The sequence below is a fragment of the Litorivivens sp. genome (assembly GCF_057445395.1).
Genome location: NZ_JBVBUV010000006.1, coordinates 1 through 22,848 on the forward strand (window position 1 = coordinate 1; position 22,848 = coordinate 22,848).

Sequence of the window (22,848 nt, forward strand, 5' to 3'; positions counted from 1 at the left end):
GCAACAGTTGGGACAAGGAGCGATAGCGACGCAGCCCGTAGGGCGAAAACAGCCCATAGGCTGTTTGAGTCTATCCTCCCGCCCCGACTCCCGAACCAACCGACATCGAGTGCTTTATTTTGATGTAGCTGCCCACCGCAGCTATTTTTCGTTCAGGCCCCGCGATTTTTCCGGCGGCGTGACAGCTGTCAGGGCTCAGGGCAGAGCCTTGAGGAATTTAACGCCGCATGTGTTTCGAACCTCCAGGCGATCAGAAAGACAGGACTTTACTACCGTGTCAAAAATGATGATCTTTACCGGGAATGCCAACCCGGAACTGGCCCGCAAAGTTGTAGACCACCTGCACATTCCGCTGGGTGATGCCACCGTCGACAAATTCAGCGACGGCGAAATCATGGTCGAAATCAATGAAAACGTGCGCGGCGCTGATGTCTTTATTCTCCAGCCTACCTGCGCACCGACCAACGACAACCTGATGGAAGTCGCGGTGATGGCCGACGCCCTGCACCGCGCCTCGGCCGGCCGCATCACGGCCGTAATGCCTTACTTCGGCTACGCCCGCCAGGACCGCCGGGTTCGCTCCCAGCGAGTTCCGATCAGTGCCAAGGTTGTGGCCGACATACTGAGCCGCGTGGGCATTAACCGCGTACTCACGGTAGACCTTCACGCCGAACAGATTCAGGGCTTTTTCGATATTCCGGTCGACAACGTCTACGGCTCGCCCGTATTGCTAGACGATATCGCCAGACAGTTTCACGACGATCCGATGGTAGTTTCACCTGACATCGGCGGTGTGGTGCGCGCTCGCGCTATTGCCAAGCAGCTCAATGATGCCGATCTCGCGATCATCGACAAGCGTCGCCCCAAAGCCAATGAAACCCAGGTCATGCACATTATAGGTGAGGTCGACGGCCGCACCTGTATCATGGTTGACGACATGGTCGACACCGCCGGCACCCTGTGTAAAGCCGCCGGCGCACTCAAAGCCAACGGCGCATCCAAAGTCGTCGCCTACTGCACCCACCCGGTGCTGTCGGGCAAGGCCGTCGACAATATTGAAAACTCCGAGCTCGACGAACTGGTAGTGACCGACACCATTCCGCTCAGCCCGGAAGCAAAAGCCTGCACACGAATTCGACAGCTCACGCTGTCGTCCCTGCTCGCGGAATCCATCCGTCGAGTCAGCAATGAAGAGTCCATCAGCGCACTGTTTCGTTAATACTGCGTCGTCATAGAAGCGCTGACGGATAACTGAAACCCACTGTCGAGCCGGTCGCAGGTAAGACAGTGTATCGCCCACATCGGAGGAAATACGATGAGCGAATATACCCTGAATGCGAAAGTGCGTCAGGACGCGGGGAAAGGTGCGAGCCGCCGCCTGCGTCGTCTGGCGAACGAAGTTCCAGCCATTGTGTACGGCGGCAAGAAAGATCCGCTGAACATTTCTGTTCTGCAGAAAGATCTGGTCAAAGACCTGGAAGATGAGGCCTTTTACACCAGCCTGATCACCCTGGAAATTGAAGGCGCGGGCACCGAGCAGGTCGTTCTGAAAGACCTGCAACGTCACCCCTCCAAAGCACAGCTGACCCACGCTGACTTTATGCGCGTTGATGCCACCACCAAGATCACCATGCGCGTTCCGCTGCACTTTATCAACGAAGAGAAGTGCCACGGCGTGAAAATGCAGGGCGGTATCGTGGCCCACGCCATGACCGAACTTGAAGTGACCTGCCTGCCGAAAGACCTGCCCGAGTTTATCGAAGTCGATATGCTCAACATCGAAGTCGGCCAGACTGTGCACATTTCCGACCTGTCACTGCCGGAAGGTGTTGAAAGTGTTGCCCTGTCGCACGGCGAAGATCACGACCTTCCGGTCGCCAACGTCATTACTCCGCGCGGCGGCGTTCAGGACGATGCTGACGCCGAAGGTGATGATGACGCCGAAGCGACTGAAGAGAAGTCTGAAGACTAACCCTCTTCTGCGATGGCAATTCAACTCATAGCCGGCCTGGGCAACCCGGGCCGGGAATATGAAGAGACACGCCACAACGCCGGAGCCTGGCTGGTTGAAGAACTGGCACGGCAATCCGGCGTTGCTCTATCTGGCGAAAGCCGATTTAACGCCCGCACCGCCAAGATCCGCCTAGGCGGCAGTGACATTCGTCTGCTGATTCCCTCGGTTTACATGAATCTCAGCGGTCAGGCCGTCGGCACCATTATCAATTTTTTCAAGATACCCCTCGGCGAGGTACTGATCGTACACGACGAGCTGGATATCGAGCCCGGCACTGCACGCCTGAAAACCGGTGGCGGCATCGGTGGGCACAACGGCCTGCGCGACATAGTCAAAGCGCTAGGTAACCAGAAAGACTTCCACCGCCTGCGAATTGGTATTGGCCACCCAGGCCACGCCGGCAAGGTGTCCGGTTACGTGCTGAATAAGCCCAGCCAGGACGACCGCGAACGCATAATGGCGGCCATTGACGAATCCCTGCGTGTATTGCCGGACGTTATTAGCGGCGATATAAGCAAAGCCATGAACCGGCTACACACTTTCAAGGAATCCTGAGCATGGGTTTTAACTGCGGCATTGTCGGCCTTCCCAACGTGGGAAAATCCACCCTGTTTAATGCACTGACACAAGCGGGTATTGATGCAGAAAACTTTCCCTTCTGCACCATCGAGCCCAACTCCGGCATCGTCGCTGTACCCGACCCGCGCCTGAACGCCCTGAAAGATATCGTCAAACCCGAAAAGGTCATTCCGGCAACCATGGAGTTTGTGGATATCGCCGGCCTCGTCGCTGGCGCTTCCAAAGGCGAAGGCCTGGGCAACCAGTTTCTGGCCAACATCCGTGAAACCGACGCCATCGCCCACGTCGTGCGCTGCTTCGACAATGACAACGTGATTCACGTTGCAAATCAGGTGAATCCCGCTGACGATATCGACGTTATCAACACAGAGCTGGCCCTGGCCGATCTGGAAAGCGTGGAAAAACAGCTGCAGAAAGTCGTGCGCACCGCCAAAAGCGGCGACAAAGAAGCCATTGCCATGAAAGCCGTGCTGGAGAAGCTGCAGACCCACCTCGACGAAGGCAAACCGGTGCGTTCTCTGAGCCTTAACGACAACGAGAAGGCGCTCAGCCAGCAACTGCACCTGTTGACCACCAAGCCCACCATGTACATTGCCAACGTCAACGAAGATGGCTTTGACGACAACCCCTATCTTGATGCCGTGCGCGAAATCGCCGCGGCCGAAAACGCGATTGTAGTCCCCATCTGCAACAAGCTTGAGTCAGAAATCGCCGAACTCGAAGACGATGAAAAAGCCGAATTCCTGGCCGATCTCGGCATGGAAGAACCCGGACTCGACCGTGTGATCCACGCCGGCTATCAGCTGCTCGGCCTGCATACTTACTTCACCGCGGGCCCCAAAGAAGTTCGCGCCTGGACCATACCCCAGGGCGCCACCGCCCCTCAGTCTGCGGGCAAGATCCATACTGATTTCGAAAAAGGCTTTATCCGCGCAGAAGTGATCGGTTTCGATGACTACGTTCAGTACAAAGGCGAACAGGGCGCGAAAGATGCCGGCAAATGGCGACTGGAAGGGAAAGACTACATCGTCAAAGACGGCGACGTCGTGCATTTTCGCTTTAACGTTTAGCGATACTACTTACCTCGAAATATGATTCATATGTGACGCCTTAAAGCTATAAGGCGTCACAAAAGAATCATCCGCAAAAACATAGCGTAACGCACGCTCGGCGTGACTACTCATAGTGCGCCCATAGCCGCAACACCTTTACCGCCTTGCCCTCCGTGAGCACTTGATACACCAAACGATGTTGAATATTGATCCGTCGGGAGTAGGCACCAGCCAGATCACCCACTAACTTCTCGAAGGGAGGCGGATTCTGGAAGGGATTATTTTTCAGAATTTCGAGAAGCTCGGCCGCTTTCTCCTTTAGACCTGCGGATGCCAGCTTGCGGGCATCCTTCTGCGCCTGTTTCGTGTAGTAAAGTTTCCACGTCACCAATCGAGCTCCTGGCTGCAATCGTTCAGATCAGCTTCCATGCCTTCCCTAATCGACTCACGCATACCAGGTAGTGATAATAGGTGAAGCGTTTCATTAATAGCGTTCCAGTCTTCTTCCGCCAGCAACACCGCATTACCCCGCTTTCCAGTGATGACAATTGGCTGATGGCTGGTAGATGTTTCATCGATCAAAGCGTAGAGCTTGGATCGCGCTTCCGTCGCGTTCAGTGTGGTCATAAGACTCCTCCAACACTAGAAGCGTACGCCTACACGTACGCCTAGTCAACACGCAACGCCACCTTGGCGCGCATCGACTGATCGCAAATCAACCAAACAAAACATCCCCATATTATCTCGACAGACTATCACTGCCTTTTCCTTGACAAACTTCAGCCAGCCCGGGAAAATGCGCGCCTCTTTGCGGCAAGGTAGCTCAGTTGGTTAGAGCACAACACTCATAATGTTGGGGTCGGCGGTTCGAATCCGCCCCTTGCTACCAGATACAAAAAACCCACCCATGCGGTGGGTTTTTTGTATCTGGTCATAATGCGGCTGGCATTGCTTTTCAAACTTATAACGTCGCTACGCATGCCAATTGGCTGAACCCCGCGCGCTGCCAATTGCTGTGGTAAAATTTGCGGCGTTGTCAGCTGATACAGAGCCCCATGAGCACCCCTCGAGATACCATTTACTCTACGCCGCGAACCGCGATAGATCGCTTTGCGTTTGACGATACCGTCGCCTCGGTCTTTCCCGACATGATTCAGCGCTCGGTACCGGGCTATAGCACCATCGTGGCCATGACCGGGGTATTGGCAGATCGCTACGCCAAACCCGGCACCCGCTGCTACGATCTCGGCTGCTCCCTCGGGGCCAGTAGCTTTGCCATGGCACAATACTTGAACGACCGCGACTGCCGCATCGTCGCCGTAGACAATTCCCAAGCCATGCTCACTCGCCTGTCGGAGCGGCTGCCCGATTCCACCGTCCCGGTCGACATGGTGTGCGCTGACATCCGAAACATCGACATCCGCAGCGCGTCGGTGGTCGTATTAAACTTTACCCTACAGTTTCTCGAGCCTGAATCCCGCAATGCCCTGCTGCGCGAGATTTACAACGGCATGGTTAAAGGCGGCATTCTGATACTGTCAGAAAAAATTCGCTTCGCCGACCCGCATTTGCAGGAACTCAATACCGACCTGCACCACGCCTTCAAAAAATCCAATGGCTACAGCGACCTGGAAATTGCACAGAAACGCAGCGCCCTGGAAAACGTTCTGCAACCAGAAACTCTCGACACCCACGAACAACGCCTGCGCAGCGCCGGCTTCAGTAGTGTAGATGTATGGTTTCAATGCTTTAATTTTGCCTCTCTGGTGGCCATCAAGGCATGAATTTCGACAACTTTCTTGCGCACTTTAGCGACACACCGCTGGCGAGCTGGCTGCCACTTCTCAACGATCAGATCGCAGCAGGTCTTGATCTAAAGCGCTATGGAGACCTGCCGCGCTGGCTGGACTGCCTGAATGCGCTACCAACAACGCTGGTAACAGACAAACAAATCAATCGCGATACCGTGACAGTCGCGGGCGAAATCAGCACCGATCAGCAGCAACAGCTCGACGCCGCTCTACGAGGGCTGCACCCGTGGCGCAAAGGCCCGTTTCAACTCTTTGACACATTCATTGACACCGAATGGCGATCTGATTGGAAATGGCAACGTCTTGCTCCCCATATCGCCAATCTCACCGGGCGTCGAGTTCTGGATGTTGGCTGCGGCAGTGGCTACCACTGCTGGCGAATGCGCGGCGCCGGCGCGCAGTTGGTCGTTGGCATTGAGCCAACACCACTTTTCGTTGTGCAATTTCAGGCCCTTCAGCACTACCTGCAGGATCACCACGTTGGTGTTCTGCCAGTTGGCATTGAACACCTGCCGGAAAAACTGCGCGCCTTTGATACAGTGTTTTCGATGGGCATTCTCTATCACCGCCGCTCCCCTTTTGATCACCTGATCCAGTTGCGCGACGCGCTTTGTTCCGGCGGCGAACTGGTTCTGGAAACCCTTGTAGTAGAAGGCGACACCGGCTACTGCCTGGTACCTGAAGGGCGCTACAGCCGCATGGGTAATGTCTGGTTCCTGCCCAGCACAGGCACGCTGGAATTGTGGCTACGCAAGGTAGGCTTTAGAAATGTTCGCACCGTAGACGTAACAAAAACGACGACTGAGGAACAGCGTCGTACTCAATGGATGCAATTTCATTCGCTGGCAGAATTTCTCAACCCGCAAGACCACAGCCAGACCCTGGAAGGCCATCCGGCACCACTGCGCGCTATTGTATTAGCCGACGCGCCCTGACTATTCAGCCTGCGGTGGGCGCTCACCACCACACAGCACGTCTGTGATCTGCTCGGTATCCATATATTCCTTCAGGCGAAGTAACTTGCCGTTTCGGAACTCAAACAGGAAATGGTAAAGGTTGCGGTACCATTTTCCCGACACATGTTGACCGTTCGATTCAGCTTCTACCGCCACCCGCTCACCCTCAGCGGTCATTGCATGTACGGTAAACGCCAAACCTTCGGGAAAGACATCCAGCACCGCACTAGCGCCAGCTACAATCTGCGGCTTCGTCAACGTACCTGAAATCAGCGTATTGCCCGACGTCCAGCAGGTTCCATCCTCGGCATATGCGGCCGCGATACGCTGCGAGTCGGCGGCATTCATGGCATCAAAGAAAGCCTCAACTCGCCGCTTGTTTTCTTCTTCTATACTCATCAATCTGCCTCGTTAGCAGTGAACACAAAATGTGACTTATTGACTTTACAAGTATAAACTGTTCAAAGTATGATCAATCGACTAATAATTTAATATTGTGCAGATGGATCAGTAGCACAACCCTTGGAGACATGGCCATGCAAGATGCTGAGGGGCATGCATCGCTGGAAGCTTTCCACAACCACACGATGCGGTGGGTGGAAAACCAGATTTCTCTCTGCGTTGGCGAACTCTCGCAAAAATTGCTGGATATGGCAATGAGTGAGACGGAGCGCGATGACGCACTCCTGTACTTCAAACACCACAAATATCTGGAAAACAATCGCCAGCGCATCTGCCAGCATTTCCAACAGCTGGTGCACAATGCTACCCGCGGCGAAGACCCTTCAATCAAAGTCATACCGCAGCAACGGCCAAGCCCGGAGCTGCAATCGCTCCTCAACAAAGCTGGCAGCAAAGACGAGCTGTACAATTACTGCCTAACCCTGCGCGAAGAGGTGTTCGCCACACTGTTTCAACGGGCATTCAACCTGCTTGATCCGGCGCAGGCCGCCAGGGATACCGCGCGCGAGGTGTTTCGCAAGGAGTTTATAGACAGCCTGGGGCAGCTCTATGTCGGGCTTCTGGAAATGACGGCCTCGTCAACTGCCACCCATATCGACCGACGCTCCAATATCGAGGCATGGATCAACCACCTTGAAAAGAAACTCCGCGACACCTCCATCGACGCATCAACTCGCGCGATGGCGGTCGACCGTCTGAACGAACTCCGCAGCAAGCTCGATGAGCTCGACACAATGAGCGAGGCGGCCCGCGCTCTGCGCGACCGCTGGTTCCACCCTCACGACGACCTCCAGCACCGACAATACAGTGATGAAGAACTGCTGGCAGACGTTGACCGCCTGTTTCACCCCCTCACCACCATGAGCGGGGTACCGCGTTCGCTCCAATCTCTCGCTGCTCGCATCCGCCCTACCGTCGAAAGCGTTGCCCTGGCGGATCGCGGCTCCTTTATGCAGTCACTGCATCCAGCGAAACAGCTCGTGCATCAGGTAACCGCGACGGTGGCAAACTGGGTCAGCAGCCCCCCCTCCGAACGCAGGAAAATGCTATTAAACGTCAAGCAGTCGATTGATATGGGCGTTGGCGCCGGAACCCAGAGTTATCGTGGCGACCCCGCCCTTTTAAAAATTCTGCACCAAGAACTGATGGATTATCTCGCCTATCAAATGCACCGCCTGGAGCGCGAAGAGCAGGAATCCATCGAGCAACCCCACAAACCGAAAGCGACAATCAATCACCTCGACAAGGTTAATGCACGCCTTGAAGAAAAGATGCAGGACATGAGCGATGTGCCACCGCTGTTGCACAAGCTGGTATTTAGCCTATGGAATCGCGTGATTGCCAAAATCTGGCTGGAAGACGGCGAAGACGCCATTTCTACCCAGCAAGCGCTGTCATTGGTCGACGATATCATCTGGTATCTGCACTGCGACGATAAACAACTGCGCTATACCAATACCGAGTTCCTGGGCGATCAGATTGAACGGGACCTTCTCAACGGTCTCAAGCTGATCGACTTCAACACCGCCAAGGGTGTAGAGCTGATTTCCAGCCTGAAACGTCTGCGCAAGCGTCTGCACAGCCCAGAAAATGAAACATTGAAAGCCAGCGGCTGATCCCCCAAGCATTTCCGTTTTTTCTCAACGCAAACCGCGTATAATTGCCCGCCGATAACCGGCAACGGCCGCTGTTTCTTTTTTGTGAAGGGGATTAGTCTTGCACGCCAACATGAACGCCCAGGAATTGCGCAACCTCGAAACTGAGCTCAGCGAGCAGTATGAGGCGATTAAGCAGCGCGGCCTCAACCTCGACTTGACCCGGGGCAAGCCCAGCACAGACCAGCTCAACCTCTCTAACGGCCTGCTCGGTGATATTGCACAGCAGGCGCTCGCCGATGCCAGCCTGCGCAACTACGGCGGCCTGCTCGGCATTCCCGAAGCACGCAAGCTGTTCTCACAGGTCATTGGCGTCAAGCCTGACGAAACCCTGGTGGGCGGCAACAGCAGCCTCACGCTGATGTACTTTGCCGCGCACTTTGCCATGCACTTGGGGGCCAATGGCCCAGATACCGCCTGGATAAAGGAAGACGGGCCAATAAAGATGCTCGCCCCCGTTCCCGGCTATGACCGACACTTCAGCGTCTCGGAAACTCTGGGCATAGAACTGATTCCCGTACCACTGCTCGACGATGGTCCCGACATGGACGAAATCGAGCGCCTGGTAAAAGCCGACCCTCTGATCAAAGGTATCTGGTGCGTTCCCCGCTTCAGCAATCCCACGGGCCACGTGTATAGCGACGCGGTAGTTGCGCGCTTCGCCGAGCTGGGCAACATGGCGGGTAGCAATTTCCGCATCTTTTGGGATAACGCGTATGCCATTCACTTCCTGAACGAAGATGCACCGCAACTCGCTAATATCATGGACGCCTGCCGCAAGGCGGGAACCGAAGACAGCGTGTATATTTTTGGCTCCACCTCCAAGGTCACTTTCGCCGGCGCAGGTGTTGCGTTTATGGGCCTATCAGAAAAGAATCTGGCCGTTTTCAGCAAGCAGCTGGGAATGACCCAGATTGGCCCCGACAAAATCAATCAACTGCGCCATGTCGAGTTTTTCCAAAGCTACGACAAACTACTCAACCACATGAAACTGCACGCGGAACTGCTCAGACCGCGTTTTGATGCGGTTCTAAAAGGGCTGGAAAAAGGCCTGGCTGGAACCGGAGCCGGCGAATGGATTACACCGCAAGGCGGTTACTTTATTTCCTTCAACACACTGCCGGGGCTGGCCACCGAAGTCGTTGCCATGGCCGCCGAGGCTGGCGTCAAGCTGACCCCAGCAGGAGCAACCTTCCCCTACGGTAAAGATCCGGAAAACAAAAACATCCGCATTGCACCGAGCGTACCGACAGTGGCAGATATTGAGGCGGCCACCGATGTGTTTGTGACCTGTGTGAAGCTGGCAACTGTGCGCCAGTGGCTGAAAGCCGCCTAAACAGCGCCACCTATGGGCGGGGCTCCCGCCCATAGGTGGCTAACCAACCCGTTGGGACTGGCGCTCTAGTCTCCTGAATCGCCAGTAATGCTGCCAGGGCGCTGGGGCATAGTTGGAAAATTGGCGACCTTGCCACTGCCTGCCGGCAGCTCGTGAATCTTGCCCACACCTTCTTTCTCCACCTCATCAATGCGGATGATGGAGTGCATAGGCACATAGGAACGCGTTACCTGGGCAAACTCATTTTTGAGCTTCTCCTCACCCGGATTCACAATAACCTGCCCGATTTCACCGAACACAAACTCTTCCACCTCCAGAAAGCCGTACATCTCACTCTGGTAAATTGCCTTGGCGTACAGCTCGTATACCTGATTCTGGTTGTAAAAAATAACTTTGTAGATGGGCGTTTTGCTCATTCGCGCACCAGCAACCTGCAGTATCAAAAAAAGGGCGGCGATAGTAGCACATTTGCGAATTTGGCGTGCAAAAAAACAGCAACTCCGCTTGGGGGTTTCAGCCCCCGCTCTGTATAATGGCCGCCCATTTTTCAGACAGTTGCGAGTTCCGGGCACCCTTATGGCCAACGCACCGAAAAAGCTTTTCATCAAAACCCACGGCTGCCAGATGAACGAGTACGATTCCGCTCGTATTCAGGATCTGCTGGGGGTCTCGCATGGCCTGGAGCCCACCGACAACCCGGAAGAAGCGGATGTTCTCCTTCTAAATACCTGCTCTATAAGGGAAAAAGCCCAGGAAAAGGTATTTCACCAGCTAGGCCGCTGGAAGCAGCTCAAGGACAAAAACCCTGATCTGGTGATTGGCGTCGGCGGTTGTGTCGCCAGTCAAGAGGGCGCTGACATCGGCCAGCGGGCACCCTATGTGGATGTCATTTTTGGCCCCCAGACCCTACACCGCGTGCCGGACATGCTGAAAAGCCGCAAACCCGATGGCCCCATTGTTGTCGACGTTACCTTCCCGGAAATTGAGAAGTTTGACCGCCTGCCGGAACCTTCTGTAGACGGCCCCAGTGCGTTTGTCTCCATTATGGAAGGCTGCTCCAAGTACTGCACCTTCTGCGTCGTGCCCTATACCCGGGGCGAAGAGGTCAGCCGGCCGTTGGAACAAGTCATCGCCGAAGTGGAATCCCTTGCCGATCGCGGTGTACGCGAAGTAAACCTGCTCGGTCAGAACGTTAACGCCTACCGCGGCGCCACCTCCGATGGCGATATCGTCGACTTCGCAGAGCTGCTCAGCTTCGTTGCTGCAATTCCCGGCATAGATCGCATTCGCTACACCACCTCCCACCCCGTGGAGTTTTCGGACGCTCTGATAGAGGCCTATCGCCATATACCGCAGCTGGTGAACCACCTTCACCTACCTGTTCAGAGCGGCTCTGACCGAATTCTGAAGGCTATGAAGCGCGGCCATACGGCTGATGAATATCGCGCTAAAATCGCCAAACTGCGGGAAATTCGCCCGGATATCAGCCTCTCCTCTGACTTCATCGTGGGCTTTCCCGGAGAAACCGAACAGGATTTCAGCGAAACCATGCGCCTGATTGCCGACATCGGTTTCGATACTTCGTTCAGCTTTATCTATAGCGCCCGACCCGGCACCCCCGCCTCCCAGCTAGATGACGAAACGCCTGAAGCGCTCAAGAAGCAACGCCTGCAGATCCTGCAGCAACGCATCGTACAGAAAGCCCAGGAAATCAGCCAAAACATGGTTGACACCACCCAGACAGTGCTGGTGACCGGCGTATCCCGAAAAGACCCCGGGCAACTGCAGGGTCGCACCGAAAACAACCGAGTAGTCAACTTTAGCTCAGCAGATCAATCACTTATCGGCGAATTCGCTAAAGTCACCATCACTCAGGCACTGCCAAACTCCCTGCGCGGCGAGCTCTGCGCGCAATAATGGTTTGGCAGGCACATAAACTCGGTTATCCTAAAACCATCATCGACGTCATTTTGACGGTAATTCTGGTAACACATTGACTTCAGCACCCATACAAACTGTTCTCACCCTCGAACCCAACGACCCACACTTATTGGCACAGCTCTGCGGCCAATTTGACGAACACCTGCAGCTGATTGAACAGCGCCTGGCCGTTCGCATTGGCATTCGGGGCAACGCCCTGTCGCTTGAAGGTCCGCAGACAAACGTTGAAGCGGCGACCTCGGTCATCGACAGCCTTTACCGAGAGTGCGAAAACGGTGCCAGCCTCAATCTAGAGGCAGTACACCTGCACCTGCAGGAAGCGGGACTGGAACAGGCGCGAGATGCTGAAACCACGGTCGCGCCGATGACAATCATCCGCACCAAACAGGTCACCATCAAACCGCGCGGCAAAAACCAGCAGCTATATGTGCGCGCAGTCAAAGCCAACGACATCAACTTCGGCGTTGGCCCGGCTGGCACCGGCAAAACTTACCTCGCCGTCGCGTGCGCGGTTGAAGCCCTGATGAACAACGAAGTGGAACGGATACTACTGGTTCGCCCGGCCGTGGAAGCAGGCGAAAAACTCGGCTTTTTGCCCGGCGATCTTGCACAAAAAATAGACCCCTATCTGCGCCCACTGTACGACGCTCTCTACGAGATGCTCGGCTTTGAAATGGTCAGCAAACTGATTGAACGCAATGTGATTGAGATTGCGCCACTGGCCTATATGCGTGGTCGCACCCTGAATAATTCCTACATCCTGCTGGACGAAGCGCAGAACACAACGCGCGAACAGATGAAAATGTTTCTGACCCGGATAGGTTTCGGCTCAACGGCCATTGTTACTGGCGATGCGACCCAGATAGACCTTCCGCGAGGCACCCCATCAGGACTGACTCACGTGTTGAATGTACTGAAAGACATTGACGGCATCAGCATGACCTTCTTCCAGTCCAAGGATGTCGTGCGCCACCCACTGGTGCAGCGCATTGTCGAAGCCTACGAAGCGTATAGCGGCGATACCGCCTCCCTAGACAAAACCAAGTCATGAACCTGATCGTCGATCTGCACAATGCCAGTTCGGCCTCTGCATTACCCCAGATAGCCGACTTTGAACGCTGGGTTCATGCTGCCCTGAGCGGACAGCGCGACGAAGCCGAGGTCTCCATTCGCGTTGTAGACGAAGCCGAGAGTGCCGAACTGAACCACCAGTATCGCCAGCAAAACAAACCCACCAATGTGCTCTCTTTTCCCGCCGACCTGCCACCGGAGCTCGGTCTGCCTTTACTCGGCGATCTGGTAATCTGCGCCAGCGTCGTAGAACGAGAGGCAACCGAACAATGCAAGACAGCCCCGGCCCACTGGGCTCACATGGTGGTACACGGCACGTTACACCTGATTGGTTATGATCACATTGATGATACACAAGCCCAGGAAATGGAAGCGCTGGAAATAGATATTCTGGAAAGACTGGAGTTTGCGAACCCCTATCTGGCAAACTAGCCGGCCGGATTGATAATCCCACAAACCCATGCAGCGTAAACGCAAGATAGCTCCCACAGGAGGACAGCACACAAATTCATGAGCGACGACCGATCTGGCAACGATTCAGGCGACAAGTCCTGGATCGAAAAAATTGCTCAGGCCTTCGCCGGCGAACCAAGAAACCGAGATGACCTTATCGACATTCTGCGCATTGCGCGCCAGAACGAGGTGATAGACAGCGATGTACTCGGGATTATTGAAGGTGCGATGAATGTAGGGGATATGCAGGCCCGTGAGATCATGGTGCCTCGCCCACAGATGGTGGTGATCAAGGTAGATCAGCCCTTCAATGAGATCCTCTCCCTGATAATAAAATCTGCTCACAGCCGCTACCCCGTTATTGGCGAAAGCGCCGACGAGGTACTGGGCATACTGTTAGCCAAGGATCTCCTGCCCCAGCTGCTGAACGAGAACCCCGAGGAGGTCAATCTGCAGAGCATACTGCGGCCCGCCACTCTGGTACCGGAAAGCAAACGGGTCAATGTACTGCTGCGTGATTTCCGCGAGAAGCGCAACCATATGGCGGTGGTGATCGATGAGTACGGCGGTGTTGCCGGCCTGGTCACCATTGAGGATGTGCTGGAACAGATAGTGGGTGAAATTGAAGATGAATACGACGAAGATCACGACGCCTTTATCCGCAAGATTGCCGATAACGACTTTATCGTCAAGGCGCTGACCCCAATCGACGATTTCAACGACACCTTCAAAACCGAGTTCAGCGATGAAGAATTCGACACCATCGGCGGTATCATTTTGCAGCAACTGGGCCACCTACCCAGCCGCAATGAAGTGACTACCATCGACCGCTGCGAGTTCAAGGTAATCAATGCCGACAACCGGCAGATACACCTGCTGCGCATGCGCCTGTTGGAAGAAGCCGACGTAGATCAGCAGGAGCTGGTTCAGTAGTCTCACTAATGCTAGGCTCTGACACGACAATCATGTGTCGGAGCCTATGAACGATTCCCTGCACCGCTTTGCCCAACAGTTCATCGAACTCAGTGTCGTCGTCTTTCTGATACTGCTCCTGTTCGGTCTGCTACTGATCGCCTATCTCTATATCGTTGACGTGCGCCAGACCCAGCACGCCATTCGCCGCAATTACCCCGTGATCGGTCGTTTCCGTTATCTGTTTGAGCACATGGGCGAATTCTTCCGGCAGTATTTTTTTGCTATGGATCGGGAAGAACTGCCATTCAACCGCGCTCAGCGAGCATGGGTGTACCGGGCCGCCAAAAATATCGACACCACCGTGGCTTTCGGCTCCACCCACCCGATGAATCAGGCCAACGACGTCATTTTTCTCAACGCCGCCTTCCCCACCCTGCGCGAAGATTTTGTGCCGGCCTCGGCCATTACCGTCGGCGAAGGCTACTGTCCCAAGCCTTACACCACCGACAAGTTTTTCCACATTTCCGGCATGAGCTTTGGTGCCATTTCCGTACCCGCAGTCACCGCGCTGTCGAATGGCGCCGCCCAGGCCGGAATCTGGCTCAACACCGGCGAGGGCGGCTTGTCGCCCTACCATCTCAGCGGCGGCTGTGACCTAGTCTTCCAGATCGGCACTGCTAAATACGGCGTACGCGATGCCAACGGCCTGTTCAGCGACGAAAAACTGCGCCAGATAGCCGCCCATGAATCGGTGCGCATGTTTGAAATAAAGCTCAGCCAGGGGGCCAAACCCGGTAAAGGCGGCATTCTCCCGCGCGCCAAGGTAACCGCAGAAATCGCCAACATTCGCGGCATCCCTGAAGGGCAAGATTCCATCAGCCCCAACGGCCATATCGAAGCGCGAAATGTCGACGAGCTGCTCGACCTGATTGTTCGCGTGCGCGATATTACCGGAAAGCCCACCGGCTTTAAGGCCGTCATGGGCGACATGGAGTGGCTCGACGAACTGTGCCAGCGTATTACCGAGCGTGGACTGGACTGCGCCCCGGATTTCATCACCATTGACAGCGGCGATGGCGGTACCGGCGCCGCACCACAGAGCCTGATGGACTACGTTGGTCTATCGATCCGACGCAGCCTGCCGCTGGTAGTGGACAAACTGAGCGAGTGGCAATTGCGCCAGCGGATTCGGGTGATAGCCTCCGGCAAGCTGATCAATCCCGCCGACGTCGCCTGGGCACTGTGTGTCGGCGCCGACTTTATCGTCTCCGCACGCGGTTTCATGTTTGCACTGGGCTGCATACAGGCCCTGCAGTGCAACAAAAACACCTGCCCAACCGGCGTCACTACACACAATCCCGATCTGCAACAAGGGCTGGTGCCGGCGGACAAAGCCATACGTGTTGCCAACTACGCCAGCAATCTGATGCAAGAGGTCGGAGTTATTGCGCACTCCTGCGGCGCGCGTGAAGCCCGGGAATTACAGCGCCGACACGCTCACATCATCAATGACCGCGGCATCCCCGAGCCACTCAATATCCTCTACCCTGAGCGCCAACCTAATGCGCACCTGTTTTTGTCGCCACAAAATGGCGATTCTGATCGATGACAATGCAGTTCTTGAATTACTATAAGCTCAAATCTGTGAAGCGCACCGAATGAACCACAAAAATACACCACATACTGCCCTCGCATTGGTCGCAATGATTCTGTGCGGCATCGCCGTCACGCTCTCGTTCGCCCCCTTTGGCATGTGGCCGCTGAGTATCGTGGCCGTGGCAGTGCTCAACCTCGCACTCGAAAAATCCACACCCCGCCGCGCGCTTGCTTTGGGCTGGGCCTATGGCGTCGGCCTGTTCGGGAGCGGCGTGTCGTGGGTGTATATCTCCATTCACGATTACGGGTTCACCTCCGCGCCGCTGGCAGGCATTTTCACTGCGCTGTTTTGCCTGTTTCTCGGCGCGGTTCCCGCCCTTGCCGCCTGGGTATATTGCCGCTGGCTGCGCGATGGTATGGGTGGACGGGTGCTTGGCTTTGCCGCCGTGTGGTTGCTGTCGGAATGGGTTCGCGTGTGGTTACTTACCGGCTTCCCTTGGCTCTATCTGGGTTATGCCTACATCGACACACCACTGGCAGGCTGGGCGCCGGTTGGCGGCGTTTTTCTATTAAGCTTGATGGTGTACCTCTCCGGTGCCTGCCTGAGCCAGGCCCTATTGAACCGCCGCTATGTACTGATAGTTGGCGCCGCGGGGCTCTGGGTATTGGGCTACTCCCTACAATCCGTCGAGTGGACCCAAACCAACGGGCGCGAACTTAAAATTGCAGCGGTACAGGCCAATATTACCCAAGACAAAAAATGGCTACCTGAGAGCTACAAGCCAACACTCAAGCTCTACGACCAAATGACGCAACCACTGCTAGGCCAACACGACGTGGTTATCTGGCCAGAGGCCGCGATACCCAACTACTATCACGTCGCCAAAGATTATCTCGACCTCATGGCCCAAATGGCCGAGCAATCCGACACTGCCTTGGTCACCGGTATTCCGCTGCGCACGCCCGAGGGCGTTTACAACGCGCTGGTAGTACTAACCGGAGGCACCGGTGTATACGCCAAACAACGGCTAGTCCCCTTTGGTGAATACGTGCCGCTCGAGAGCTGGCTGCGCGGGCTGATCCGATTTTTCAATCTGCCAATGTCGAGCTTTACCGAAGGCCCGCCCCAGCAAAAACCACTGCAGATCAAAGACCACAGCGTGGCACCCTATATCTGCTATGAAGTGGTATACCCGGATTTTCTGGTTAAGCAGATGAATGGTGCCGAGTTACTACTCACTGTATCCAATGATGCCTGGTTTGGCCGCTCTATCGGACCCAAGCAGCACTTCCAGATGGCGCGGATGCGCGCCCTGGAAACTGGCCGCGAACTGATACGCGCCACCGGCACCGGTACCACGGCGGTCGTCGACGCCCATGGCAAGGTAAGCGCCAGAATTCCTGCCTTTGAGGCTGGCGTACTAAGCACCACCGTACGCGGACGCAGCGGTAATACGCCCTTCCTGGTTGCTGGCTCCTGGCCCACGTGGCTGCTGTGTTTTGGCTTGGCAGCATTGGCCGCGTTTACCCGCAAGCCCGCCGCCAACAAAGCAAACAACAAAGCCAACAACAATAAATCCGCCAGCAAATCGCGCGGGCTTTAGCACTCGGGGTGCATAGCTGGTAAAATGCGCGCCCTTAGCGTCCACGCCGCCAGAGCCCTTGACCGAAATTCAATGAATACACACTACAACGCCGACCAGATCGAAAAAGCCGTACAGCAGTACTGGCAAGACCAACAGAGCTTTGCCGTTCAGAGCGATCCAAGCCGCGAAAAATACTACTGCCTGAGCATGTTCCCCTATCCCAGCGGAAAGCTGCATATGGGCCACGTGCGCAATTACACCATTGGCGATGTGATCTCTCGTTACCAGCGTATGCTGGGCAAGAACGTGCTACAGCCCATGGGTTGGGACGCATTCGGATTGCCTGCCGAAAACGCTGCCGTCAAAAACAAGACAGCGCCAGCCAAGTGGACCCATGAAAACATTCGCTACATGCGTGAACAGCTACAGGCGCTGGGTTTTGCCTACGACTGGAATCGGGAGTTGGCGACCTGCACCCCGGAATATTACCGCTGGGAACAGTGGTTCTTCACCCGCCTTTACGAAAAGGGCCTAGTCTACAAGAAGACGTCAGCGGTTAACTGGTGTCCGGTGGATGAAACGGTTCTGGCCAACGAACAGGTCATCGACGGTTGCTGCTGGCGCTGCGATACCGCCGTAGAGCGCAAGGAAATCCCCCAGTGGTTTATTCGCATCACCGAATACGCCGACCAGCTACTGGACGACCTTGACAGCCTGGACGGCTGGCCAGAACAGGTCAAAACCATGCAACGCAACTGGATTGGCCGTTCGCAGGGTGTGGAGATGCACTTCACCTTAGAGAGTGCGGTTGCAGGCATTGATGGCTTTGACGTTTACACCACCCGGCCCGACACGCTGATGGGGGTCACCTATCTGAGTTTGGCCGCTGAACACCCCATAAGCCTTGCCCTGGCCAACGACAATCCGGAACTTGCAGACTTTATCAAAACCTGCAAAACCAGCTCCGTCGCCGAGGCCGACATGGCCAAAATGGAAAAGCGGGGGCTGGCCACCGGCATCAATGCCATTCACCCGCTGACCGGCAAACCCGTGCCAGTATGGGTAGCAAACTATGTGCTGATGGACTACGGCTCAGGCGCGGTTATGGCCGTACCCGCCCACGATCAGCGCGACTGGGAATTTGCCCACAAATACAATCTGCCCATTAAACAGGTTATAGCACCAGCTGACGGTGGCTCTGTCGATCTCGACAAAGAAGCCTACGTGGACAAAGGCGTTCTGGTAAATTCCGGCGAATTCGATGACCTCGACTTCAACGGCGCATTTAACGCGATCTCCGGCGTATTGGAAGGCAAAGGTGCCGGCAAGGTAACCACCAACTATCGCCTGCGCGACTGGGGCGTATCACGGCAGCGCTATTGGGGCGCCCCAATCCCCATGTTCAACCTGCCCGAAGGCGGCGAGATCCCGGTACCGGCAGACAAACTGCCAGTGCTATTGCCGGAAGATGTAGAGATGGATGGGGTTCAGTCACCCATTAAAGCCGATCCGCAGTGGCGCAAGGAAGAGCTGAACGGCAAAGCGGTCGAACGAGAAACCGATACCTTTGACACCTTTATGGAGTCGTCCTGGTACTACGCCCGCTTCACCTGCCCCGACTTCACCGACGGCATGCTCGACCCTGAGCAGGCTAATTACTGGTTGCCTGTTGATCAGTACGTAGGAGGTATCGAGCACGCCATACTCCACCTGTTATACGCGCGATTCTTCCACAAACTGATGCGCGACGAAGGCCTGCTCAGTAGCAACGAGCCGTTCAAACAACTGCTGTGTCAGGGCATGGTGCTTAAAGATGGCGCCAAGATGTCAAAATCCAAGGGCAACACCGTTGACCCGCAAGCTATGATTGAACAGTACGGTGCGGACACTGTGCGCCTGTTTATGATGTTTGCGGCACCACCCGAGCAAAGCCTGGAGTGGTCTGATTCTGCCGTGGAGGGCGCGAACCGATTTTTGCGTCGACTGTGGAAGGCGGTTCACGCACACGTAGAGAGTGGCGATACAGCCGCACTTAACATCGAATTGCTGAATGATGCAGATCGCGACCTGCGCCGCAAAACACACGAAACCATCGCCAAGGTGAGCCACGATTATAGTGAGCGCCTCACGTTTAACACGGCAATCGCTGCGGTAATGGAACTGCTCAACGAGATCGGTAAGTTTGAAGGAAATCCGGCTGTGACCCGCGAGGCCCTCGAAGCCTGTGTCGTTCTGCTGTCCCCTATCGTGCCTCATATCTGCCACGCCCTGTGGCAAGACTTAGGCCACAGCGAGGCGGTTATCGACGCGCCCTGGCCTCAGGTCGACGAAAGCGCGCTGGTCAAAAGTTCGATTGAGATGGTGGTTCAGGTCAACGGCAAAGTGCGCGGCAAAATTCAAGTTGCCGCCGATGCCGACGCAGAAAGTATTAAAGACATCGCCCGTAGCAACGAAAATGTACTGCGCTTTATCGACGGCAAGACAATCCGCAAGGAAATCGTTGTGCCTCAGAAACTTGTCAATATTGTGGTGGGCTAATGGGCAGCCTGCGCGCACTGCTCATCACTGCAATCGCTCTCATTATCGCCGGTTGCGGTTTTCAGTTGCGCAGCACGCAGCAGACTGCGGGCGCCTACCACGACCCGGTTCTAATCCAGCAGAACCACAGTGATAATCTGCTGCGACGGCGCATCAAGCAACAACTGGCCATTCACAATGTGGTGGCCGCCGAAGCCTCGGCGCAAGCTCAATACCGCTTCGTGGTTGACAAGGTCGAGCGCAGTGATACGGTACTCACCCTCGACAGCGATGTGCGTACGGCCGAGCGGCTGCTCATTATTACCGCCGAGCTTTCGCTGCTCGACAGCGACGGCAATATTCTGCAATCCCAGCTCGTCCGCGAACAACGCGTACTGTTCACCGACCCGGAAAACCCGGTAGGCTCAGGCACCGAGTCACAACTTGTGGTTAGCGAGCTCGAAGAAGCGGCAGCCCGACAGATCGCACTGCAACTCACCCGCTGGCTGGACAGGCAACATCATGAAATTGAGAGCGGATCAACTTTCTAAACACCTCAGCTCCCCGCTGTTACCGGTGTACCTGATTACCGGCGATGAACCGCTGCTTGCACAGGAAACTGCAGACGCAATACGCGCCGCCGCACGCGATCAAGGTTTTATCGAGCGCGAAGTACTCGATGCCGACAGCGGTTTTAATTGGGGCCACCTGACCGCTGCAAGTCAGTCCATGTCACTGTTTGGTGATCGCAAAATCCTAGACCTCCGACTCAATGGGAAGTTGGGCAAAGACGGCTCTCAGGCTGTTGTCGACTTCTGCGAATCCGCTGGCGACGATACCCTGCTTATGATTTCTGCCGGCAAACTCGATCGCAATGCCTTGCGCGGCAAGTGGGTGAAGGCCATTGAAAGCAAAGGCGCCCTGATTCAGATCTGGCCTATTGACCGCAGCCAACTGCCGCGATGGTTACAGCAACGGGCCCAGCAGATTGGTCTGAATATCGATCGCACCGGCATTGCGCTGCTCGCTGAACGGGTCGAAGGAAACCTGCTGGCCGCCGCCCAAGAGCTGGAAAAACTGCGCATACTCGTGGGCGACAAAGCAGTCAGCGGCGACGAGGTAAACGCGTTGGTGGCCAGCAGTGCGCGTTACGATGTCTTTAAACTGATTGACTGTGTTTTGCAGGGGCAAACCACCACCGCCCTGAAAATGTTGGCAGGACTGCGCACCGAAGGCGCCGAAGGCATTCCAATGATGGGCGCTATCACCCGGGAATTGCGCACGCTCCACCGCTGCTCACAAATGCTGGCCCAAGGCGCCGGTATCGATCGGGTGTTGGATAGCGCCGGAGTCTGGGACAAACGCAAACCGCTGTACAAGCAGACGCTGACAAAAATCAAAGAACGGGAACTGGCTAGCCTGCTACTACTAGCCCAGAAAATAGACTTGACCTTTAAAGGCCAGCAGCCAGGGCAACCTTGGGAGCTGATTGACCAACTCGTCTGCCGACTATCAGGACAGAAGCTGGCAGTGAATGGCTAAAGGGGCAAAAGCCGACCTCTCCCGATAGGACAACATCGGACAAAGGCCGACCGCACCGGCGCAATAGTTATCAGATAACGTAGGTTTTCAGCGGCGGGAAACCGTTGAATTCTACTGAACTGTAGCTCGTGGTGTACGCACCCGTCGACAACCAGTATAGCCGGTCGCCTGCCTCGAGGGATTGCGGCAGTGCATAGCGATGGTCTTCATAGAGAATATCCATACTGTCGCAGGTTGGCCCGGCCAGCACGACTTCCTCTTCTTCACCACACACACCCGCTTTATCACAGTACACCGGATATTTGATGGACTCGCCCAGAGACTCGATCAAGCCGCCAAACAGACCTACATCCAAAAACACCCAGCGGTAAAGCGAATCGCGAGATTTGCGCGAAACCAGTACCACTTCACTGATCAGCACACCGCTCTCCCCCACCAGAGAGCGGCCGGGCTCGATGATGATCTCCGGCTGGTCATCGCCGAAGTCTTCATCCAGAAAACGGCGAATCGCAGTACCGTAAGCTTCGATATCGTGACTGCGGTTACTGTAGACCGCTGGCAGACCGCCGCCCATATTGATCAGGCGCAGTTTGATACCGTGTTCAGCCACGCGGTCGTAGATGAAGCGCACTTTGGCAATGGCCGCATCCCAAGCACCGATGTCACGCTGCTGGGAACCCACGTGGAAAGAAATACCACAAGCATCCAGACCCAGCTCCTTCGCCAGCACAATCAGCTCAATAGCCATATCCGCCTGACAGCCGAACTTGCGCGACAGAGGCCAGTCAGCCGTTTCGGTCCCTTCAGTCAGAATACGCACATACAACTTGCTGCCCGGCGCGTATTTGGCAATGTTGCGCAGATCCGACTCGCTGTCGGTAGCGAACATACGAATACCCTTGTTATAGGCATATTCAATCTCGCGGGCCTTCTTGATCGTGTTTCCGTAACTCATGCGATCCGGACTGACATCCAGATCCAGCAGCTTGTCCAGCTCATAGACAGAGGCAATATCAAAATTGGAGCCCATCTCTTCCAGGCAACGGAGAACAGCCTGGTCCGGGTTCGCCTTCATTGCGTAATAAACAGACGCGTAAGGGAACACCTCCCGCAATTCCTGGAACTTTCCACGAATTATATCGCGATCCACCACCAGACAAGGTGTTTGCTTGTCTGCGGCAAAATCGCGAATTCGCTGCCAGTTGCTTTCAGGAAGAACCGTTTGCTCCATTTGCATAAACCCCGCTTTAGCCAGGTTGGTGGTGCCACTGCCAATCAGGGGTACCGGAAAAGGGCGCGAATCGTACAGCATATTTCGACACACGCAAATAAAATATTCATGCCCGCGCAAGGCAATATTTC

At 55.4% G+C, this 22,848-nt stretch carries 22 protein-coding genes and 1 tRNA gene; 18 read left to right on the forward strand and 5 right to left on the reverse strand.

Features of this window, described 5'->3' with window-relative positions:
* Positions 1-274: 274 nt before the first annotated feature.
* The 4 genes from AC222A_RS03410 to ychF all read left to right on the forward strand — a co-directional run bounded on the left by AC222A_RS03410 (position 275) and on the right by ychF (position 3,663).
* A complete protein-coding gene (locus AC222A_RS03410; RefSeq protein ID WP_372780488.1) occupies positions 275-1,219 on the forward strand; it encodes a ribose-phosphate pyrophosphokinase in 945 nt (314 codons plus the stop codon).
* Positions 1,220-1,315: 96 nt separating this feature from the next.
* Entirely contained in the window at positions 1,316-1,972 is a 657-nt protein-coding gene (locus AC222A_RS03415) for a 50S ribosomal protein L25/general stress protein Ctc (protein WP_372780489.1), read from the forward strand.
* Between the two features lie 12 nt (positions 1,973-1,984).
* Positions 1,985-2,569 carry an aminoacyl-tRNA hydrolase gene (gene pth / locus AC222A_RS03420; RefSeq protein WP_372780490.1) on the forward strand — a complete coding sequence of 195 codons (585 nt, stop codon included), beginning with the start codon at positions 1,985-1,987 and terminating at the stop codon, positions 2,567-2,569.
* 2 nt (positions 2,570-2,571) lie between these two features.
* A complete protein-coding gene (gene ychF / locus AC222A_RS03425; protein ID WP_486774634.1) occupies positions 2,572-3,663 on the forward strand; it encodes a redox-regulated ATPase YchF in 1,092 nt (363 codons plus the stop codon).
* Positions 3,664-3,769: 106 nt separating this feature from the next.
* Here the strand turns inward: ychF and AC222A_RS03430 are convergent, their stop codons facing one another.
* Positions 3,770-4,033 (reverse strand): Txe/YoeB family addiction module toxin, encoded by a 264-nt coding sequence (locus AC222A_RS03430; RefSeq protein ID WP_486774635.1) that lies wholly within the window; start codon positions 4,031-4,033, stop codon positions 3,770-3,772.
* A complete protein-coding gene (locus AC222A_RS03435; protein ID WP_372780493.1) occupies positions 4,030-4,272 on the reverse strand; it encodes a type II toxin-antitoxin system Phd/YefM family antitoxin in 243 nt (80 codons plus the stop codon). Before AC222A_RS03435 ends, AC222A_RS03430 begins: the two co-directional genes overlap by 4 nt.
* 185 nt (positions 4,273-4,457) lie before the next feature.
* On the opposite strand from AC222A_RS03435, the gene AC222A_RS03440 reads away from it, so the two are divergent.
* The 3 genes from AC222A_RS03440 to cmoB all read left to right on the forward strand — a co-directional run bounded on the left by AC222A_RS03440 (position 4,458) and on the right by cmoB (position 6,391).
* A tRNA-Met gene (locus AC222A_RS03440) sits at positions 4,458-4,534 on the forward strand.
* Positions 4,535-4,700: 166 nt separating this feature from the next.
* Positions 4,701-5,429 (forward strand): carboxy-S-adenosyl-L-methionine synthase CmoA, encoded by a 729-nt coding sequence (cmoA, locus tag AC222A_RS03445; RefSeq protein ID WP_486774636.1) that lies wholly within the window; start codon positions 4,701-4,703, stop codon positions 5,427-5,429.
* Positions 5,426-6,391 carry a tRNA 5-methoxyuridine(34)/uridine 5-oxyacetic acid(34) synthase CmoB gene (gene cmoB, locus AC222A_RS03450; RefSeq protein ID WP_372783297.1) on the forward strand — a complete coding sequence of 322 codons (966 nt, stop codon included), beginning with the start codon at positions 5,426-5,428 and terminating at the stop codon, positions 6,389-6,391. The genes cmoA and cmoB overlap by 4 nt, the downstream gene beginning before the upstream one ends.
* Here cmoB and AC222A_RS03455 read toward each other — a convergent pair whose 3' ends face one another.
* The gene (locus tag AC222A_RS03455) at positions 6,392-6,811 is read right to left on the reverse strand and encodes a nuclear transport factor 2 family protein (protein ID WP_372750716.1); all 420 of its coding nucleotides are present in this window, start codon (positions 6,809-6,811) and stop codon (positions 6,392-6,394) included.
* Between the two features lie 137 nt (positions 6,812-6,948).
* Between AC222A_RS03455 and AC222A_RS03460 the strand changes: the two genes are divergently transcribed.
* Complete coding sequence (locus AC222A_RS03460) at positions 6,949-8,490, forward strand: DUF1631 family protein (protein ID WP_372809569.1); 1,542 nt, start codon at positions 6,949-6,951, stop codon at positions 8,488-8,490.
* A 112-nt stretch (positions 8,491-8,602) separates the two neighbouring features.
* Positions 8,603-9,865 (forward strand): aspartate aminotransferase type Ic, encoded by a 1,263-nt coding sequence (locus tag AC222A_RS03465; protein ID WP_372763913.1) that lies wholly within the window; start codon positions 8,603-8,605, stop codon positions 9,863-9,865.
* A gap of 65 nt (positions 9,866-9,930) precedes the next feature.
* Here AC222A_RS03465 and AC222A_RS03470 read toward each other — a convergent pair whose 3' ends face one another.
* Positions 9,931-10,281 (reverse strand): DUF1820 family protein, encoded by a 351-nt coding sequence (locus AC222A_RS03470; RefSeq protein ID WP_372750390.1) that lies wholly within the window; start codon positions 10,279-10,281, stop codon positions 9,931-9,933.
* Between the two features lie 160 nt (positions 10,282-10,441).
* Between AC222A_RS03470 and miaB the strand changes: the two genes are divergently transcribed.
* The 9 genes from miaB (at position 10,442) to holA (ending at position 21,486) form a co-directional block, all read left to right on the forward strand.
* Positions 10,442-11,782, forward strand: a complete 1,341-nt coding sequence (gene miaB, locus AC222A_RS03475) for a tRNA (N6-isopentenyl adenosine(37)-C2)-methylthiotransferase MiaB (RefSeq protein ID WP_372750391.1) — start codon at positions 10,442-10,444, stop codon at positions 11,780-11,782.
* 76 nt (positions 11,783-11,858) lie between these two features.
* The gene (locus tag AC222A_RS03480; protein ID WP_372748873.1) at positions 11,859-12,857 is read left to right on the forward strand and encodes a PhoH family protein; all 999 of its coding nucleotides are present in this window, start codon (positions 11,859-11,861) and stop codon (positions 12,855-12,857) included.
* Entirely contained in the window at positions 12,854-13,309 is a 456-nt protein-coding gene (gene ybeY, locus AC222A_RS03485; protein ID WP_486774637.1) for an rRNA maturation RNase YbeY, read from the forward strand. Before AC222A_RS03480 ends, ybeY begins: the two co-directional genes overlap by 4 nt.
* Positions 13,310-13,387: 78 nt before the next feature.
* On the forward strand, positions 13,388-14,263 hold the full coding sequence (locus AC222A_RS03490) for a CorC family transporter (protein WP_372748875.1): 876 nt from the start codon (positions 13,388-13,390) through the stop codon (positions 14,261-14,263).
* A 46-nt stretch (positions 14,264-14,309) separates the two neighbouring features.
* Positions 14,310-15,854: an FMN-binding glutamate synthase family protein gene (locus tag AC222A_RS03495; protein WP_372781456.1), complete on the forward strand. Its 1,545-nt coding sequence runs from the start codon at positions 14,310-14,312 to the stop codon at positions 15,852-15,854.
* A 49-nt stretch (positions 15,855-15,903) separates the two neighbouring features.
* Positions 15,904-17,445: an apolipoprotein N-acyltransferase gene (gene lnt / locus AC222A_RS03500; protein ID WP_372763911.1), complete on the forward strand. Its 1,542-nt coding sequence runs from the start codon at positions 15,904-15,906 to the stop codon at positions 17,443-17,445.
* A gap of 72 nt (positions 17,446-17,517) precedes the next feature.
* Complete coding sequence (leuS, locus tag AC222A_RS03505; RefSeq protein ID WP_372781452.1) at positions 17,518-19,965, forward strand: leucine--tRNA ligase; 2,448 nt, start codon at positions 17,518-17,520, stop codon at positions 19,963-19,965.
* Positions 19,965-20,495 (forward strand): LPS-assembly lipoprotein LptE, encoded by a 531-nt coding sequence (locus AC222A_RS03510; RefSeq protein WP_372750264.1) that lies wholly within the window; start codon positions 19,965-19,967, stop codon positions 20,493-20,495. Before leuS ends, AC222A_RS03510 begins: the two co-directional genes overlap by 1 nt.
* Positions 20,467-21,486 carry a DNA polymerase III subunit delta gene (gene holA, locus AC222A_RS03515; protein ID WP_372781450.1) on the forward strand — a complete coding sequence of 340 codons (1,020 nt, stop codon included), beginning with the start codon at positions 20,467-20,469 and terminating at the stop codon, positions 21,484-21,486. Before AC222A_RS03510 ends, holA begins: the two co-directional genes overlap by 29 nt.
* Positions 21,487-21,556: 70 nt before the next feature.
* On the opposite strand, the gene AC222A_RS03520 is transcribed toward holA, so the two are convergent.
* Positions 21,557-22,723 carry a type III PLP-dependent enzyme gene (locus AC222A_RS03520; protein ID WP_372781462.1) on the reverse strand — a complete coding sequence of 389 codons (1,167 nt, stop codon included), beginning with the start codon at positions 22,721-22,723 and terminating at the stop codon, positions 21,557-21,559.
* Positions 22,724-22,848: the final 125 nt, after the last annotated feature.

What these genes read in the sequence shown, in the direction of transcription:
- AC222A_RS03520 (WP_372781462.1), bottom strand. Translation starts at nt 22,723, where the DNA reads ATGCAAATGGAGCAAACGGTTCTTCCTGAAAGCAACTGGCAGCGAATT.
- AC222A_RS03455 (WP_372750716.1), bottom strand. Translation starts at nt 6,811, where the DNA reads ATGAGTATAGAAGAAGAAAACAAGCGGCGAGTTGAGGCTTTCTTTGAT.
- lnt (WP_372763911.1), top strand. Translation starts at nt 15,904, where the DNA reads ATGAACCACAAAAATACACCACATACTGCCCTCGCATTGGTCGCAATG.
- AC222A_RS03415 (WP_372780489.1), top strand. Translation starts at nt 1,316, where the DNA reads ATGAGCGAATATACCCTGAATGCGAAAGTGCGTCAGGACGCGGGGAAA.
- ybeY (WP_486774637.1), top strand. Translation starts at nt 12,854, where the DNA reads ATGAACCTGATCGTCGATCTGCACAATGCCAGTTCGGCCTCTGCATTA.
- AC222A_RS03460 (WP_372809569.1), top strand. Translation starts at nt 6,949, where the DNA reads ATGCAAGATGCTGAGGGGCATGCATCGCTGGAAGCTTTCCACAACCAC.
- miaB (WP_372750391.1), top strand. Translation starts at nt 10,442, where the DNA reads ATGGCCAACGCACCGAAAAAGCTTTTCATCAAAACCCACGGCTGCCAG.
- AC222A_RS03510 (WP_372750264.1), top strand. Translation starts at nt 19,965, where the DNA reads ATGGGCAGCCTGCGCGCACTGCTCATCACTGCAATCGCTCTCATTATC.
- holA (WP_372781450.1), top strand. Translation starts at nt 20,467, where the DNA reads ATGAAATTGAGAGCGGATCAACTTTCTAAACACCTCAGCTCCCCGCTG.
- AC222A_RS03495 (WP_372781456.1), top strand. Translation starts at nt 14,310, where the DNA reads ATGAACGATTCCCTGCACCGCTTTGCCCAACAGTTCATCGAACTCAGT.
- AC222A_RS03490 (WP_372748875.1), top strand. Translation starts at nt 13,388, where the DNA reads ATGAGCGACGACCGATCTGGCAACGATTCAGGCGACAAGTCCTGGATC.
- leuS (WP_372781452.1), top strand. Translation starts at nt 17,518, where the DNA reads ATGAATACACACTACAACGCCGACCAGATCGAAAAAGCCGTACAGCAG.
- AC222A_RS03435 (WP_372780493.1), bottom strand. Translation starts at nt 4,272, where the DNA reads ATGACCACACTGAACGCGACGGAAGCGCGATCCAAGCTCTACGCTTTG.
- pth (WP_372780490.1), top strand. Translation starts at nt 1,985, where the DNA reads ATGGCAATTCAACTCATAGCCGGCCTGGGCAACCCGGGCCGGGAATAT.
- AC222A_RS03465 (WP_372763913.1), top strand. Translation starts at nt 8,603, where the DNA reads ATGAACGCCCAGGAATTGCGCAACCTCGAAACTGAGCTCAGCGAGCAG.
- cmoA (WP_486774636.1), top strand. Translation starts at nt 4,701, where the DNA reads ATGAGCACCCCTCGAGATACCATTTACTCTACGCCGCGAACCGCGATA.
- cmoB (WP_372783297.1), top strand. Translation starts at nt 5,426, where the DNA reads ATGAATTTCGACAACTTTCTTGCGCACTTTAGCGACACACCGCTGGCG.
- ychF (WP_486774634.1), top strand. Translation starts at nt 2,572, where the DNA reads ATGGGTTTTAACTGCGGCATTGTCGGCCTTCCCAACGTGGGAAAATCC.
- AC222A_RS03470 (WP_372750390.1), bottom strand. Translation starts at nt 10,281, where the DNA reads ATGAGCAAAACGCCCATCTACAAAGTTATTTTTTACAACCAGAATCAG.